This window comes from Silvania hatchlandensis, assembly GCF_025564065.1.
Taxonomy (GTDB): domain Bacteria; phylum Pseudomonadota; class Gammaproteobacteria; order Enterobacterales; family Enterobacteriaceae; genus Enterobacter; species Enterobacter hatchlandensis.
Genome location: NZ_JAMGZK010000050.1, coordinates 190,370 through 206,980 on the forward strand (window position 1 = coordinate 190,370; position 16,611 = coordinate 206,980).

The 16,611-nt window shown below is 57.4% G+C and carries 16 protein-coding genes; 4 read left to right on the forward strand and 12 right to left on the reverse strand.

Annotated elements, in window-relative coordinates:
* Positions 1 to 49 precede the first annotated feature (49 nt).
* A complete protein-coding gene (emrD, locus tag M8014_RS14060; RefSeq protein ID WP_271283038.1) occupies positions 50 to 1,234 on the forward strand; it encodes a multidrug efflux MFS transporter EmrD in 1,185 nt (394 codons plus the stop codon).
* Here the strand turns inward: emrD and dsdC are convergent, their stop codons facing one another.
* On the reverse strand, positions 1,235 to 2,161 hold the full coding sequence (gene dsdC, locus M8014_RS14065; RefSeq protein WP_271283039.1) for a DNA-binding transcriptional regulator DsdC: 927 nt from the start codon (positions 2,159 to 2,161) through the stop codon (positions 1,235 to 1,237).
* A 208-nt stretch (positions 2,162 to 2,369) separates the two neighbouring features.
* On the opposite strand from dsdC, the gene dsdX reads away from it, so the two are divergent.
* A complete protein-coding gene (gene dsdX, locus M8014_RS14070; RefSeq protein ID WP_271283040.1) occupies positions 2,370 to 3,707 on the forward strand; it encodes a D-serine transporter DsdX in 1,338 nt (445 codons plus the stop codon).
* 16 nt (positions 3,708 to 3,723) lie between these two features.
* Positions 3,724 to 5,025, forward strand: coding sequence for a D-serine ammonia-lyase (gene dsdA, locus M8014_RS14075; RefSeq protein ID WP_271283041.1), 1,302 nt, complete (start codon positions 3,724 to 3,726; stop codon positions 5,023 to 5,025).
* A gap of 1 nt (position 5,026) precedes the next feature.
* Here dsdA and M8014_RS14080 read toward each other — a convergent pair whose 3' ends face one another.
* The 6 genes from M8014_RS14080 to ibpA form a co-directional block, all read right to left on the reverse strand.
* Positions 5,027 to 5,551 (reverse strand): radical SAM protein, encoded by a 525-nt coding sequence (locus M8014_RS14080; protein WP_271283042.1) that lies wholly within the window; start codon positions 5,549 to 5,551, stop codon positions 5,027 to 5,029.
* The gene (locus tag M8014_RS14085) at positions 5,548 to 5,910 is read right to left on the reverse strand and encodes a DUF202 domain-containing protein (protein ID WP_271283043.1); all 363 of its coding nucleotides are present in this window, start codon (positions 5,908 to 5,910) and stop codon (positions 5,548 to 5,550) included. Before M8014_RS14085 ends, M8014_RS14080 begins: the two co-directional genes overlap by 4 nt.
* Positions 5,900 to 6,247, reverse strand: a complete 348-nt coding sequence (locus M8014_RS14090; RefSeq protein WP_271283044.1) for a YidH family protein — start codon at positions 6,245 to 6,247, stop codon at positions 5,900 to 5,902. Before M8014_RS14090 ends, M8014_RS14085 begins: the two co-directional genes overlap by 11 nt.
* 68 nt (positions 6,248 to 6,315) lie before the next feature.
* Entirely contained in the window at positions 6,316 to 7,977 is a 1,662-nt protein-coding gene (locus M8014_RS14095; RefSeq protein ID WP_271283045.1) for a putative transporter, read from the reverse strand.
* A 112-nt stretch (positions 7,978 to 8,089) separates the two neighbouring features.
* Positions 8,090 to 8,518, reverse strand: coding sequence for a small heat shock chaperone IbpB (gene ibpB, locus M8014_RS14100; RefSeq protein ID WP_271283046.1), 429 nt, complete (start codon positions 8,516 to 8,518; stop codon positions 8,090 to 8,092).
* A 132-nt stretch (positions 8,519 to 8,650) separates the two neighbouring features.
* Positions 8,651 to 9,061 carry a small heat shock chaperone IbpA gene (gene ibpA, locus M8014_RS14105; protein WP_271283047.1) on the reverse strand — a complete coding sequence of 137 codons (411 nt, stop codon included), beginning with the start codon at positions 9,059 to 9,061 and terminating at the stop codon, positions 8,651 to 8,653.
* Between the two features lie 309 nt (positions 9,062 to 9,370).
* Here ibpA and M8014_RS14110 point away from each other — a divergent pair, with 309 nt between their 5' ends.
* Positions 9,371 to 9,703, forward strand: a complete 333-nt coding sequence (locus tag M8014_RS14110; RefSeq protein ID WP_271283048.1) for a YceK/YidQ family lipoprotein — start codon at positions 9,371 to 9,373, stop codon at positions 9,701 to 9,703.
* Here the strand turns inward: M8014_RS14110 and M8014_RS14115 are convergent, their stop codons facing one another.
* The 5 genes from M8014_RS14115 to dnaN form a co-directional block, all read right to left on the reverse strand.
* Positions 9,704 to 10,930, reverse strand: coding sequence for a YidR family protein (locus M8014_RS14115; RefSeq protein ID WP_271283049.1), 1,227 nt, complete (start codon positions 10,928 to 10,930; stop codon positions 9,704 to 9,706).
* A 50-nt stretch (positions 10,931 to 10,980) separates the two neighbouring features.
* On the reverse strand, positions 10,981 to 11,793 hold the full coding sequence (gene yidA, locus M8014_RS14120; RefSeq protein WP_271283050.1) for a sugar-phosphatase: 813 nt from the start codon (positions 11,791 to 11,793) through the stop codon (positions 10,981 to 10,983).
* A gap of 195 nt (positions 11,794 to 11,988) precedes the next feature.
* Entirely contained in the window at positions 11,989 to 14,403 is a 2,415-nt protein-coding gene (gyrB, locus tag M8014_RS14125) for a DNA topoisomerase (ATP-hydrolyzing) subunit B (RefSeq protein WP_271283051.1), read from the reverse strand.
* Between the two features lie 28 nt (positions 14,404 to 14,431).
* Positions 14,432 to 15,505, reverse strand: coding sequence for a DNA replication/repair protein RecF (gene recF / locus M8014_RS14130; RefSeq protein ID WP_271266161.1), 1,074 nt, complete (start codon positions 15,503 to 15,505; stop codon positions 14,432 to 14,434).
* Positions 15,505 to 16,608, reverse strand: a complete 1,104-nt coding sequence (gene dnaN, locus M8014_RS14135; protein WP_271283052.1) for a DNA polymerase III subunit beta — start codon at positions 16,606 to 16,608, stop codon at positions 15,505 to 15,507. The genes recF and dnaN overlap by 1 nt, the downstream gene beginning before the upstream one ends.
* Between the last annotated feature and the right edge of the window lie 3 nt (positions 16,609 to 16,611).

The window sequence follows — 16,611 nt, forward strand, 5'->3', positions numbered from 1 at the left end:
GGCAGTTACTTATTCTTTATCTCAATAATTTAAGAACATATTCAGCGACATGAAAAAACAACGGAACGTTAATTTACTATTAATGTTGGTCCTGCTGGTCGCCGTCGGTCAGATGGCGCAGACCATTTATATCCCGGCGATTGCAGACATGGCGAAGGCGTTGCAGGTACGTGAAGGGGCCGTCCAGAGCGTAATGGCCGCCTATCTGCTGACCTATGGCGTGTCGCAGCTGTTCTACGGCCCGCTCTCGGACCGCGTCGGTCGCCGCCCGGTGATCCTCGTCGGTATGACCATTTTTATGATCGCGACCCTGATTGCGATGACCACTCACAGCCTGAGTACGCTGATTGCTGCCAGTGCATTGCAGGGTGTCGGCACCGGGGTGGGCGGCGTGATGGCCCGTACCCTGCCGCGCGATATGTATCAGGGCAGCCAGCTTCGGCATGCCAACAGCCTGCTGAATATGGGCATTCTGGTTAGCCCGCTGATGGCGCCGCTGATTGGTGGCCTGCTGGATACGATGTGGTCCTGGCGCGCCTGTTACGGTTTCCTGCTGGTGCTGTGCGTGATTGTGACCTTCAGCATGGCGCGCTGGATGCCGGAAACCCGACCAACGGATGCGCCGCGCACGAAGTTGCTGACCAGCTACAAAATTCTGTTCGGCAACGGCGCCTTTACCTGTTACGTGCTGATGCTGATCGGCGGCCTGGCGGGCATCGCCGTATTCGAGGCCAGCTCCGGGGTACTTCTGGGTGCGGGGCTCGGTCTCAGCAGCATGGTGGTGAGTATTCTGTTTATTCTGCCGATCCCGGCGGCGTTTTTCGGCGCCTGGTTTGCCGGACGCGCCAATAAACGCTTTTCTACCCTGATGTGGCAGGCGGTGGTGAGCTGTCTGCTGGCGGGGTTGATGATGTGGATCCCAGGCCTGTTCGGGGTGATGACCGTCTGGACCCTGCTGATCCCGGCGGCGCTGTTCTTCTTTGGCGCGGGGATGTTGTTCCCGCTGGCGACCAGCGGCGCGATGGAGCCGTTCCCGTTCCTCGCGGGTACCGCCGGGGCGCTGGTGGGTGGCCTGCAGAATATCGGCTCGGGCGCGCTGGCCTGGCTCTCCGCAATGCTGCCGCAAAACGGGCAGGCAAGCCTGGGCTTGCTGATGACGTTAATGGGCCTGCTGATTTTGCTGTGCTGGCTGCCGCTGGCCTCCCGCGTTTCACATCACGAACAGGCGGTGTAATCAGGTCGCCTTTTCTTTCAACCAGTGGATAAAGGCATCAATTTTTGGCCACTGACGCCCGGACAGCGTCGACACGTAATAGTGCTGGTGGCATTTCAGGGTCTGCTCGCCAAACGGCGCGATCAGCTCACCACGATCCAGACGCTTCTGCACCAGCCGTTTTCGCCCCATCGCCACGCCAACGTGGTTGATGGCGGCGATCACCGCTAAATCTGAACGATCGAATCCAATTCCCGCCGATGGCGGCAAGTTCACCGCAAAATGTTGCGCCCAGCTAAACCACTCGTCAGTACCGGAATCGTTACTCCAGGCCTGTCTGTCGTGCAGCAGCGTGCAGTGGCGCAGGTTATCGGGATTGCTCAGCAGCTGATGCTCGCGGGCATAATCCGGTGAGCAGACAGGCAGGATCGCCTCATCCATTAAAAAGTGGTGTGAGAGCTGAGTTGGCGGCATATCGTCGAAGTAGAGCGCCAGATCGATGCCGGTTCGCTGCATATTAACGTAATCATTCCCGGTCAGGATGGTGAGCGAGATAGACGGATAGCGGCGGGTAAAGTCACCCAACATCGGTACCAGCCAGCACTGGGCAATCGACGGGCGCGAATAGACGGTCAGCGTGCCGGAAAGGGCCTGGTTTTTAATGTCGAGGATCTCCTGATTCAGGGTATCCAGCGACGATTTCAGGGTCCAGTAGACGCGCTTTCCCTCCTGGGTCAGCTCCACTTTACGGTGTGAGCGGACAAACAGCGCAATCCCCAACTCCTCTTCCAGCAGGTTCATCCGATGGCTTACCGCACTCGGGCTCAGGGACAGCTCTTCTGCCGCCAGCGCGAACGACTCGTGTCGCGCGGCCACTTCAAAGGTGTGCATCTTCGACAGCTGCCAGCCATTCAGTAAGCGATGTCTCGCCTCATTGCCCTCGTTCATCACCCTGCTCTCTTTTGCCTCATATCTGCCCCCAGAATACCCGTTAAAGATGAGAAAATGAGAACCAACGACGCTATAAATGCATTTTTTAGAGGAATGTCACTCAGTTGATCCAATCTGGCTCATGTGAGCCGTAATTTATATCGTTTGTCAGCCCCGGCGGTTTTTTCGTCCAATACCCGCAGATTACTTGAGGGTGAGGTGAGATATGGGATCTCCGGTCTGGGTTGTGGCCACGCTGCTAATAAGCATCGTGCTGATTGTGTTTACTATCGTAAAACTGAAGTTTCACCCGTTCCTCGCCCTGCTGCTGGCGAGCTTTTTTGTCGGCAGCATGATGAGGATGAGTCCGCTGGATATGGTCAACGCCATTGAGAGCGGCATCGGCGGCACGCTGGGCTTTCTGGCGGCGGTCATCGGCCTTGGCACTATTCTGGGCAAAATGATGGAAGTGTCGGGGGCGGCGGAGCGGATTGGCCTGACGCTACAGCGCTGCCGCTGGCTCTCTGTCGATGTGATCATGGTGCTGGTGGGGATGATTTGCGGCATTACGCTGTTCGTTGAAGTGGGCGTGGTGCTGCTGATCCCGCTGGCCTTCTCCATCGCCAAAAAGACCCATACTTCGCTGCTCAAACTGGCAATCCCGCTCTGTACCGCACTAATGGCGGTGCACTGCGTGGTGCCGCCGCACCCGGCGGCGCTGTTTGTCACCAATAAGCTGGGTGCCGATGTCGGGACGGTGATCGTCTATGGCCTGCTGGTCGGGCTGATGGCTTCCCTGATCGGCGGCCCGCTGTTCCTGAAGCTGCTGGGTAACCGCCTGCCGTTTAAATCCGTTCCGGCTGAATTTTCAGACCTGAAAGTGCGGGAGGAGCATACCCTGCCGTCGCTGGGTGCCACGCTGTTTACCGTCCTGCTGCCCATCGGCCTGATGCTGGTGAAAACCCTCGCCGAACTGAATATGGCGAAAACCGGCACCTTGTATACGCTGCTGGAGTTTATCGGCAACCCGATCACGGCGATGTTTATTGCGGTGTTTGTCGCCTACTACCTGCTGGGGCTGCGTCAGCAGATGGGGATGGCTACCCTGCTGACCCATACCGAAAACGGTTTTGGATCGATCGCCAATATTCTGCTGATTATTGGCGCGGGCGGGGCGTTTAACGCGATCCTCAAAACCAGCGGTTTAGCCGATACGCTGGCGTTGATTCTGTCGAATCTGCATATGCATCCGATCCTGCTTGCCTGGCTGGTGGCACTGATCCTGCACGCAGCGGTGGGGTCTGCCACGGTGGCGATGATGGGTGCGACGGCGATTGTCGCCCCGATGCTGCCACTCTACCCAAACGTCAGTCCGGAGATCATCACCATTGCCATCGGTTCCGGAGCCATTGGCTTCACGATCGTCACCGATTCACTCTTCTGGCTGGTGAAGCAGTACTGTGGCGCCAGCCTGAATGAGACCTTCAAATACTATACGACGGCGACTTTTATCGCTTCGGTGCTTGCACTTGGCGGCACGTTCCTGCTTTCTTTTATTATCTAGCGCGAAGAGATCTCTTATGGAAAACGCAAAAATCACCACCTTAATCGCCCAGTATCCTCTGGTTGAGGACCTGATCGCCCTGAAAGAGACGACCTGGTTTAACCCGAAAGCCACCACCCTTACCGAAGGGCTGCCGTGGGTGGGGTTGACGCAGGCGGATGTGGACGATGCCCATGCCCGACTGGCGCGCTTTGCCCCCTGGCTGGCGAAAGCCTTCCCGGAAACGGCAGACAATCACGGCATTATCGAATCCCCGCTGGTCGCCCTTCCAGCCATGCACCCGCGGCTGGAAAAAGAGACCGGGATGACGATCCCCGGCACCCTGCTGCTCAAAAAAGACAGCCACCTGCCGATTTCGGGCTCGATTAAAGCCCGCGGCGGTATCTATGAAGTGCTGGCCCACGCCGAAAAACTGGCGCTGGCCGCCGGGTTGTTATCCCTTGAGGATGACTACAGCAAGCTGCTCCAGCCGGAATACCGTGAGTTCTTTGGCCGTCACAGCATTGCGGTCGGTTCGACCGGCAATCTGGGGCTCTCCATTGGCATCGCCAGCGCCCGCGTCGGCTTTAAGGTGACGGTGCATATGTCCGCCGACGCCCGGGAGTGGAAAAAAGCCAAACTGCGCAGCCACGGGGTGACGGTTGTTGAGTACGAACAGGATTACGGCGTCGCGGTGGAGCAAGGGCGCAAAGCGGCCGAAAGCGATCCGAACTGCTTCTTTATCGACGATGAAAACTCCCACACCCTGTTCTTAGGCTATGCCGTGGCGGGCGAGCGCCTGAAAGCGCAGTTCGCCGAACAGGGCCGGGTGGTAGATGCAGATCACCCGCTGTTTGTCTATCTGCCGTGCGGCGTGGGCGGCGGGCCTGGCGGGGTGGCATTTGGGCTGAAGCTGGCCTTTGGCGATCACGTACACTGCTTCTTTGCCGAGCCGACGCACTCTCCGTGCATGCTGTTGGGGGTGTATACCGGCCTGCACGATGAGATTGCGGTGCAGGATCTGGGGATTGATAACCTCACCGCAGCCGATGGCCTGGCGGTCGGCCGTGCCTCCGGCTTTGTCGGCCGCGCAATGGAGCGCCTGCTTGATGGGTTTTACACCCTCTCGGATCAGAGCATGTACAACATGCTGGGCTGGCTGGCGCAAGAGGAAAACATTCGCCTTGAGCCGTCGGCGCTGGCGGGCATGGCCGGGCCGGTACGCCTCGCCGCCTCCGGTCGCTATCCGCTGGAGAACGCGACCCATCTGGTGTGGGCCACCGGCGGCGGCATGGTCCCGGACGACGAGATGGCAAAGTATCTGGCGAAAGGGCAGTAACCTAGCGGCTCTGGTACAGCAGGGCCATCAGCTCAATTGGCGAACGGTGATGGCGGATTAAATCGCGCATCACCCGCATATGCGGGGCGCTGTGGCGGAAAAAGGCCTGATACCCCGCGCACAGCATGCTTTTACCGTCTGTCCGCTGCGTCGGGCCATCGCTGCTGCACAGCGGGCGCGCCATGCAGGTCTGGCACTCCGGGGGCAATGCCGTGTGTTCCCGCTGTGCGCAGGTTGACGGCGTGTCGCGCCACACCGCCAGCGTCAAATCAAAAAGCGGCACAACGACGCGACCTATATCTTCCCGCACCCAGACATCAAACACCGCCGACAGAAATGCACCCCACTGACAGTCGGTAATCGCATCCGGGTTATCGCGATCCTGCAGGGGAATAAACTGCAGAGACGGTTTGCCCTGCGCGCGCAGAGTGCGATACAGCCGCTCCGGTTGCTGGCTGTTCTGACGATCCACCACCATTTGCAGCGTGAAAGGCACGGGCTTCGCCTTAATATGACATCCTGTCATGAGAGTTCCCTGATAACAGTAATGAGACGATTAACATGGGTAGCAGCAAACAGTAATGCGAGGGATAACACTGCGAGGGCGATCATAAATTTAATACGCACCGAGCGCGATGCTGAAAAGTCATACTGGGCCACATCCATCAGATTACGGCTGCGGGTGTAGTACCAGAGCACCAGCGCCACAATCGCCAGTATCCCCAGCGAGACCCAAAACAGCGCGCCCGCCTGCTGCCAGTTATGCTTAATCGCCAGCACCATTAAGGCACCGTAGCCCAGCAGGGTGCGAAACCAGGCCAGCGAGGTGCGCTCCGGCTGCAAACCGGGATCGGCCAGCCGACGCGCCTTGCGGCTATCCGCCATACAGCACCAGCCCCATGACCACCACCGCCACCACCATCAGGATCAGGCTGATAATCAGCAGGCTGTGGGTATAGGGCAGATCCTCTTTCAGGCGCATCGCCTGTTCATTTCGCAGCCAGCGCAGGTAGCCGTAGATCGCAAGCCCCCCAGAGAACAAGCACAGCAGCAGCGCCAGCAGCTGGCGAATAACCGGCGTGGCAAAATCGGGGGCCAGCTGGTCGAGGCCGACACCGGCAGCCAGAAAACCCAGCGCGGTGCGTATCCACGCCAGAAAGGTACGCTCGTTTGCCAGCGAGAAGCGATAATCCGGCGCTTCGCCGAGGCGGGAAATTTTCATGACCACTCCTGTCTGCCTGTCGCCCAAAACAACGGCAATATAGCGTATCCGGAGCAGTAATTCCCACCTTAGCCTATCCCCCAGAACAGCACCGCCAGCAGCTGCGGCGTGATAATGCGCATAAACATCACCAGCGGATAAACCGTGGCGTAGGAGAGCGCCGCCGCCCCGCTGGTGGCATGCAGGTTGTTGGCAAAAGCCAGCGCAGGCGGATCGGTCATCGAACCGGCCAGCATGCCGCATAGCGTCAGGTAGTTCATCTTCGTGAACAAGCGCGCCAGGATACCGACGGTCAGCAGCGGCACGGCGGTAATCACGATGCCGTAGCCAATCCAGCTGATCCCATCGCCTGCGGTCAGGGTTTCGACAAAGTCACCGCCCGATTTGAGCCCCACCACCGCCAGAAACAGCACGATCCCCAGCTCGCGTAGGGCGAGGTTCGCACTTGGCGGCATAAACCAGTAGAGCTTACCGATACAGCCGATGCGCCCAAGGATCAGGGCCATGATCAGCGGCCCGCCAGCCAGCCCCAGCTTGAGCGCCACCGGGAACCCTGGCACGTACAGCGGAATGGAGCCGAGCAGCACGCCAAGGCCGATGCCGATAAACACCGGCAGCATCTGCACCTGCTGCAGTTTTTGTTGCGCGTTACCCACCATATTGGCGACGGCATCAATCGACGCCGGGCGCCCGACCAGATTCAGAATGTCGCCAAACTGCAGGCTGGCATCGGGGCTGGCGACCAGCTCCACTCCGGCACGATTTAGACGCGAGATCACCACGTCATAGCGCTCTTTTACCTGTAGTTCACGGATTTTCTTCCCTAAAACCTGCTCGTTGGTCACCACCACCCGCTCGACGCGCATATCGGTGCCGCGCGTGGAGAGTGAGGTCTCAACTTCCTGACCGATCACCAGCTGGGCGTTGTGCAGATCCACCGGCTGGCCAACCAGGTGCAGTAGATCGCCGGTTTGGATCACCGTCCCGGGCGATGGCACCATCAGGGTCTGCTCACGCTTCAGTCGAGAGCAGATAATATTGACGCTATTGAGGATTGGCACATCCTGAATCGCCATATTGTTCAGGTTGGGGTTTTCCACGCGGATGTTGATGGTTTTGATCAGCGCATGACCGTGGGTGAGCGTCGACTCATGCTGTCGGGCTTCGTGCTCAACATCTACACGAAACAGCAGCCGTACCAGCCACATAGTCAGCAAAATTCCGCAGATGCCGAACGGGTAGGCCATGGCATAGCTCATGCCCATCTGATCCACAATTCCAGGCTCGATACCCAGATCGCGCAGAATTTGCTGTCCCGCCCCCAGCGCAGGGGTGTTGGTGACCGCACCGGAGAATATCCCCAGCACCACCGGCAGCGGAATGGCAAACATTTTATGCAGCAGGGCGGTGACCAGCCCGCCCATCACCACGATCCCCAGCGCAAAAAGGTTGAGCCGCAAACCGGAAACGCGCAGCGAAGCGAAAAAGCCCGGCCCGACCTGGATGCCGATGGTGTAAACGAAGAGGATCAGGCCAAATTCCTGAATGAAGTGCAGCATCTCCGCGCTCAGGGAGATGCCGAGCTGGTCGACAAAATGGCCGATGAAGATACCACCGAACAGCACGCCGCCAATGCCAAACCCGACGCCGCGGATTTTGACATTCCCTATCCACAGCCCGACCACCGCAACCAACGCCAGCACACTGACCGTTAACGCAATTTCACTCATGACGGCATCCCTGTGAATAACAGTAGAGTTAGCAGGGATTCTCGCAGAGGTCTGACCGGTTGTATGGGCGATGGCGCACAAAAAGAAGCCCCGCCGAGGCGGGGCTGTATCGTTAGCTGTTCAATGCCGGACGTTCGCTAATGGCGATCCGCTTCGGCGCAATCTCTTCGGGCACGTTGCGGGTGATGTCGATATGCAGCAGCCCGTTAGTGAAGGTAGCCCCGGTGACTTCCATATGTTCTGCGAGCGTAAAGCTCAGGCTGAACGGCTGGGTCACCAGACCCTGATGCAGCCATTTGGTTTCGGTCTCGGGTTTTTCCGGCGTACCTTTCACCGTCAGGCGCGTGCCTTCGAGCTGAATATCAAGGTTCTGCTGGCTGAATCCCGCCACGGCGAGCGTAATACGATAGTGGTTATCGTCGCTCTTTTCGATGTTGTACGGCGGGAACGCCTGGCTTTCAGGGGTGCTTTGCAGCGCGGTGGCCAGTTTGTCAAAACCAATCCACTGGCGCAGCAGCGGGGATAAGTCGTAATTACGCATAGTCATTCTCCTTCTGAGAAGCGAGTTCGGCACAGTTTTTTGTGCGCAGTTGTCCCGGCAAATCCTCATGGATCCACCTCTGCTCCCGATTCGGCAAGCATTCAGTCTGGGCCGCAGCAGCGACCCGAATCATTAGTTAATTTCGATACGGCGCGGTTTTTGCGCTTCCGGAATAACACGTTCCAGATCCACATAAAGCAGGCCGTTAACCAGGTTCGCACCGTGAACGTGAATGTTCTCGGCTAACTGGAACTTACGTTCAAAGTTACGTTCCGCGATGCCCTGATACAGGTAGGTACGCTCTTTCTGCTCGCCCGCGTGCGCGCCTTTCACCACCAGCAGATTATCCTGGGCCGTGATCTCCAGTTCGCTTTCCGCGAAACCGGCTACGGCAATCGCAATGCGATAGTGGTTTTCGTCAACCAATTCAACGTTATATGGCGGGTAGCCATTGCTCTGGCTTGAATTATTTTCTAAATGATTAAACAGACGATCAAAGCCGATGGCTGAACGATAAAGCGGAGAAAGATCGAAGTTACGCATACAGTTAATACTCCTGAAATCAGCAAGAATTGTCGCCTTCCACCGTGGACAGGCTGGCGTATCCCAAACGCCCATCAGGCGCGTTTGTTCATGGATACTCTTCTAAAATGGGTCTGGTTCCGATCTTTTCAAGAGCAGGTTAACGAGAAATTTTTGCACTTTACAGCGACTGGCATAGACTGGGTCTACAGCACGAAAGGTAAAATGCGATGGGTGCCACAGAGCGGTACTTTTCAACTATTCATTTTGAGCATGGCCCGTTATAACCGGGGAGCAGGCCGGTTCCGAGCCATTGATGATGACTGACGAATGATGAAAAATGTTCTGATAAAGCTGACGACGTTCAGCGCAGCAGTTGTGCTTTGCGGGTGTTCGAGCGTGATGTCTCACACCGGCGGCAAGGAAGGAACATATCCCGGCACGCGCGCCAGCGCGAACATGTTGACAGATGATGACACTAACTGGGGCACCAAATCCCTGGTGGTACTGGATATGCCGTTCACCGCCGTTGTCGACACGCTTCTGCTGCCGTGGGACCTGTTCCGCACCGATAAATCCGTGCGCTCCCGCGTGGAGCAAAGCGAGCAGGAGACGCTGGCGACCAACGCCGTGATCCCACCCGCTGAGATGCCCGTCCGCTAGTTACTGCCCGGTTTCCGTCACCCACAGCTGACGGAAACCGTCGACCTCTTCCATCCAGGCCAGATAACGTCCATCCGGGGACCAGACCACCGCATCACCGGACGGTGGATTGCCGTGATCGGACGTCAGCCAGGTGACTTTTCCGGACACGGCATCGCAGCGCGCAATGCGATTATTCAGCACAAACCCCAGCGAGTGCCCCGCCGGATGCCAGTTAAAGGCCGACTGGATATCGCTTTCGTTATGCGTCAGCTGACGAAGCTGGTCGCCATCCGGCGCAATCAACCAAATCTGCACCACGCCGTTATCATCTCGCATCAAAAACGCGATCGCGCTCGCCTGCGGGTTGCTGCGCACCCAGTGGCGCGGCGCATTCATAAGCCCCGGGAAGCGGGCATCGTGGGTATGGGTTAAACGACGCTGTTCAACACCTGCCGGCGGTGCGGGCATGCTCACCGTTGTACCTTCGAGCGGCGCGTTGCCCGCCCGCTTCCAGCCCTGCTCACTTTGCGGGAGATCGACAATAAACAGCTCTGGCACTTTTCCACCGTCTACGGACAGGGTGTCGCCGATAAAGGCCAACCGATCGTTGCCGACCCAGCCCTCTTCGTAGGCGCGGTTGATCTCATCGCTGCCCGGCGTCGGTTCCGGCGTTGTGCGGCTCACCAGCACGCTCCAGTGTGTTCCGGCATATTCGCGTGGATGATGGCCGCCAGGCGTCACCGGGCCAAAGGGTGCCGCGACACCCACATTACGCAAATCCAGCTTCGGATCCAGGGTGCGCAGCATATGGTCATTATAGGTAAAGCTGACAAACTGCCCGTCAGGGCTATACACATGCACATGGCTGCCGCCGCGCAGTGCGCCTGGGGTGAAGGGCGCAGTGATATCCATCGCATCCAGATTGCTCACCTGCCCCTGTTTCGCAATCACCCCCTGGCGGTGGTGAAAATCATACTGCCAGCAGGCATCCGGATGTTGCGGGCCGTGGATGAAAACGTACCTATCGTCCGTTGGATGCACAGTCACCACACCGACATACGCGTCGTTTGTGGCGCGATAAATCACGTCGACTTCACCGGTACTGACGTTAACCCGTTCGATGGTTTCGCCGGTAAACGACGCTCCGGATGGACGCACGTCAAAGGCCAGCCACAGGCTGTCTGCAGTCCAGGTACGGGTGTTGGTCAACTGGTGATGGCGGGGAGCGAAAGTGATTTGTTTCATGAGGATACCCTGATGCGCGGATGTCGCATCAGGGTATAGCAAGAAGGGGCTTAGTTCAGCACAAACTTCTCAATGGCATACGCCACGCCGTCCTCGAGGTTAGATTTGGTGACGAAGTTAGCCACCTCTTTCACCGACGGGATCGCGTTTTCCATTGCCACGCCTAAGCCTGCGTACTCCAGCATCGCAATGTCGTTTTCCTGATCCCCGAGGGTCATGATCTCTTCCGGCTGGATCCCCAGCGCATCGGCCAGCGACTTCACGCCGGTGCCTTTATTGACGCGTTTATCCAGAATTTCGAGGAAGTATGGCGCACTTTTCAGCACGGTATATTTCTCTTTTACGTCCGCCGGAATGCGGGCGATGGCCTGATCCAGAATCGCAGGCTCGTCAATCATCATCACTTTCAGGAACTGGGTCGCCGGATCCATATTTTCCGCTTCACAGAACACCAGCGGGATGGTGGCAACGAAAGACTCGTGCACGGTGTAATAACTGATGTCGCGGTTAGCAGTGTACAAGGTGTTGCGATCGAGCGCATGGAAGTGCGAGCCCACATCGCGGGAGAGTTGTTCCAGATACCGGTAGTCGTCATAGCTCAGCGCGGTTTGCGCCACGGTGCTGCCGTCGGCGGCTTTCTGCACCAGCGCGCCGTTGTAAGTGATGCAGTAATCACCCGGCTCATTCATGTGCAGCTCTTTCAGGTAGCTGTGCACACCTGCGTATGGGCGACCGGTAGTCAGCACCACGTTCACGCCCTGCGCACGTGCGGCAGCAATCGCGCTTTTAACGGCTGGAGAAATGGTGTGGTCTGGCAGTAACAGCGTACCGTCCATATCGATTGCAATGAGTTTGATAGCCATGGGATCCCCGGTTGGAATGAGTCTTTTCTCATGCTAACGCGATTCCGCTCAAAAAACAGCAAAGAAAAGGGGGATAGAAAGGGGAAGCAGGATTCCTCTTTTGCAGACAAAGAAAAGCCCGGTGGCGCTAGCGCTTACCGGGCCTGTGAAACCTGTAACCCCGATAAGCGCTAGCGCCACCGGGGAACAAACGGCTTAGATATCGATATTCGCCGCTTTCAGGGCGTTCTCTTCGATAAAGGCGCGACGCGGTTCTACGGCGTCACCCATCAGGGTGGTGAACAGTTGATCAGCAGCGATGGCGTCCTTAACGGTCACGCGCAACATGCGGCGGCTTTCCGGATCCATGGTGGTTTCCCACAGCTGCTCTGGGTTCATTTCGCCCAGACCTTTATAACGCTGAATGTACAGACCACGACGGGACTCTTTCACCAGCCATTCCAGCGCCTGCTCGAAGCTGGCAACCGGCTGACGGCGTTCGCCACGCTCGATGAAGGCATCATCTTCGATCAGGCCGCGCAGCTTCTCGCCAAGCGTACAGATACGGCGATATTCCGCACCGGTCACAAACTCCTGATCCAGCGGATAGTCAGTATCTACACCGTGGGTACGGACGCGGATCACCGGCTCGAACAGCTGCAGTTCGGTATTTTCAGTGATGTCGAACTTCCACTGGCTGCCGTGCTGCTCGTTCTCGTTCAGATCGCTGACCAGGGTGTTTACCCAACGGGTAACCGCCTGCTCGCTGCTGAGATCGGCTTCGGACAGCGTCGGCTGATAGACCAACGCTTTCAGCAGCGTGCGCGGGAAGCGACGCTCCATACGGCCAATCATCTTCTGCGTCGCGTTGTATTCAGAAACCAGCTTCTCTAACACTTCACCCGCCAGGGCAGGTGCGCCTTCAGTGGTATGCAGAGTCGCGCCATCCAGAGCGATAGAGAGCTGATACTGATCCATCGCTTCATCGTCTTTAATGTACTGTTCCTGCTTGCCTTTCTTCACTTTATACAGCGGCGGCTGGGCAATGTAGACATGGCCGCGCTCAACGATTTCTGGCATCTGACGGTAGAAGAAGGTCAACAGCAGCGTACGGATGTGCGAGCCGTCGACGTCCGCATCGGTCATGATGATAATGCTGTGATAGCGCAACTTGTCCGGGTTGTATTCGTCACGGCCAATGCCGCAGCCCAGCGCGGTGATAAGCGTTGCGACTTCCTGAGAGGCGAGCATTTTGTCAAAGCGCGCTTTCTCAACGTTGAGGATTTTACCTTTCAACGGCAGGATCGCCTGGTTCTTACGGTTACGCCCCTGTTTTGCAGAGCCGCCCGCAGAGTCCCCTTCCACTAAGTACAGTTCGGAATGTGCCGGGTCGCGTTCCTGACAGTCAGCCAGTTTGCCCGGCAGGCCTGCCAGGTCCAGTGCGCCTTTACGACGGGTCATTTCACGTGCACGACGTGCCGCTTCACGAGCACGTGCCGCATCGATGATTTTGCCGACCACGATTTTCGCGTCGGACGGGTTTTCCAGCAGGTATTCGCTCAGCAGTTCGTTCATCTGCTGTTCAACTGCCGTCTTCACCTCGGAAGAGACCAGCTTATCTTTAGTCTGAGAGGAGAACTTCGGATCCGGTACCTTCACGGACACCACGGCAATCAGGCCTTCACGGGCATCATCACCGGTGGCGCTGACTTTCGCTTTTTTGCTGTAGCCTTCTTTGTCCATGTAGGCGTTCAGGGTACGGGTCATCGCCGTACGGAAGCCAACAAGGTGGGTACCGCCATCACGCTGTGGGATGTTGTTGGTAAAGCAGTAGATGTTTTCCTGGAAACCGTCGTTCCACTGCAGCGCCACTTCCACACCGATACCGTCTTTCTCGGTAGAGAAATAGAAGATATTTGGGTGAATTGGCGTTTTGTTCTTGTTCAGGTACTCAACGAACGCCTTGATACCGCCTTCGTAATGGAAGTGGTCTTCTTTGCCGTCGCGCTTGTCGCGCAGGCGGATAGAGACGCCGGAGTTCAGGAATGACAGCTCGCGCAGACGCTTGGCCAGAATGTCGTATTCGAATTCCACCACGTTGCTGAACGTTTCATGGCTTGGCCAGAAACGGACCTGCGTCCCGGTCGCGTCGGTGTCACCGGTAACCGCCAGGGGGGCCTGAGGTACGCCGTGGACGTAGGTTTGCTGATGCACTTTGCCTTCGCGGCGGATCAGCAGTTCCAGCTTCTGCGACAGGGCGTTAACCACTGACACGCCTACGCCGTGCAGGCCGCCGGAAACTTTATAGGAGTTATCATCGAATTTACCGCCTGCGTGCAGAACGGTCATGATTACTTCTGCCGCAGAGACGCCCTCTTCCGGGTGGATACCGGTTGGGATCCCACGGCCATCATCGGTTACGGAGACGGAGTTGTCGGCGTGGATCGTCACCACGATATCTTTACAGTGACCCGCGAGTGCTTCGTCGATAGCGTTATCCACAACCTCGAATACCATGTGGTGCAGACCGGTGCCGTCATCCGTATCGCCGATATACATACCCGGGCGCTTACGTACCGCATCCAGCCCTTTCAGGACTTTGATACTGGAGGAGTCATAAGAATTCGACATCAACGTTTCTCGCTCATTTATTCTTGGGTTAATCCGTTATTTTACCCTTTTCCACGGTGAACATCTTCGAATTTTTGTCCGACATGTCCATTACGTGCTCAGCGCTGATGGCGCTGACGAAAACCTGCGACTGCGTGGCTTTTAAGCGGCTGGCAAGCAGCCCGCGCCGCGCATCGTCAAGTTCCGAGGCAAAATCATCAATCAGATACAGGCAGCGTCGTCCGCTTTCGCGGGTTAAAAACTCCCCCTGCGCCAGGCGCAGCGCACACATCAGGAGCTTGAGCTGCCCGCGCGATAAAGTATCTTCAACCGGCGCACCGTCAGCACGAATGCGGAAATCCGCCTTGTGCGGGCCGTGCGCAGTATAGGTCAGCATGCGGTCGCGCTCGAAGCTTCTCTCCAGCACCTCGGCATAGTCGGTCTCTTTCTCCCAGCCGCGCTGGAAGGAGAAACTGAGAGAAAACTCCGGTAAAAACTGTTTGCAGGTGTCGGCCATATCTTCGGCGATGCCTGCACTGTATTCGGCGCGCCACCGGCTGATTTGCTCCGCCAGTGGGATAAGTTCTTTATCCCACGGCCGCAGCTGGGCGTAGCGGGTCACCTGGCGTAACGCGGCGTTACGCTGTTTGAGCAGACGTTTGAGGTTGCTCCAGGCGTTAAAAAAACCCGCCTCGTTATGGAAGCATCCCCAGTCGAGGAACGCTCTTCTGTATTTGGGGCCGCCGTTGAGTAAAGTAAACCCCTCGGGGGTGATCAGCTGCATCGGCATCAGCAGTGCCAGCTCGGCCACCTTATGCCCGTCCGTGCCGTCAATGCGCACCTTGCTGTCGCCGTGCTTATCTTTGGTCAGGCCGATGGCGGTTTCACGCGCTTCACCCTGTAAACGGCCATGAAGCACAAAGGCTTCCTGTTCGTGGCGAATAACGCGGCCAATCTGCAAACTGCGAAATGCCCGACCATGGCCGAGGGTATAGATGGCTTCCAGCACGCTGGTTTTGCCGCTGCCGTTGGCGCCAACCAGGAAATTAAAGCCGGGGGATAAGGCAAGATCCGCGCTTTCGATATTGCGAAAGTCGCGGATCAACAGGCGGGTCAGCGACATTACAGTCTCATTGGCATGACAACATACGCCGCGCTTTGGCTGGCAGCATCTTCAATCTGTACGCTTGAAACGGAGTCCGTGAGCAGAATGCGAACGTTCTCGCACTTCAGCGCATTCAGCACGTCCAGCACGTAGCTGACGTTAAAGCCGATTTCCATTTCGGTACCGGCAGCATAAGTGACGTCGAGGATCTCTTCGGCCTCTTCCTGCTCCGGGTTATTCGCGGTGATTTTAAGCTGGTTTTCGCTCACATACAGACGCACGCCACGGAACTTCTCGTTCGAGAGGATCGCCGCACGGGCAAACGCCTGCTTGAGAATATCGCAGCCCGCTTCCAGAGTTTTGTCCGGATTCTTCGGCAATACGCGGCGATAATCCGGGAAACGGCCATCAACCAGCTTAGAGGTAAAGATAAAATCACCGACGTGGGCACGGATGTTGTTGCTACCGATCTGCACGCGCAGCGGGTTTTCGCCGCCGTCGAGCATACGCATCAGCTCAATGACACCTTTACGCGGCACGATCACCGAATGGTTCGGCAACGTGACGCCAATTGGCATCGAGCACACCGCCAGACGGTGGCCATCAGTGGCGACGGTACGCAGCTCTTCACCTTCAGTTTCAAACAGCATGCCGTTTAAATAGTAGCGAACGTCCTGATGCGCCATCGAGAACTGGGTGGCTTCAATCAGGCGTTTCATGGTCGCCTGCGGCAGGGTGAATTCAACTTCACTCTGCCAGTCGTCCAGATTCGGGAAGTCGATAGCCGGAAGCGTGGAGAGCGAGAAACGGCTGCGGCCAGAGCGCACCAGCATGCGATCGCCTTCGAGCTGCACGGCAATTTCTGCCCCTTCCGGTAGGCCACGGCAGATATCAAATAACTTACGCGCCGGAACCGTCGTCGCCCCCGCTTCATGCGGCTGAGACAGCGTCACGCGAGCGACCATTTCCATCTCAAGATCGGTGCCGGTCAGCGACAGCGTTCCCTCGGTAACCTGCAGCAGCAGGTTACCGAGAATAGGCAGCGTAGGGCGGCCGCCTAATGGGCCACTCACCTGCTGCAGCGGTTTTAATAAGTGTTCACGTTCAACGGTAAATTTCATAGC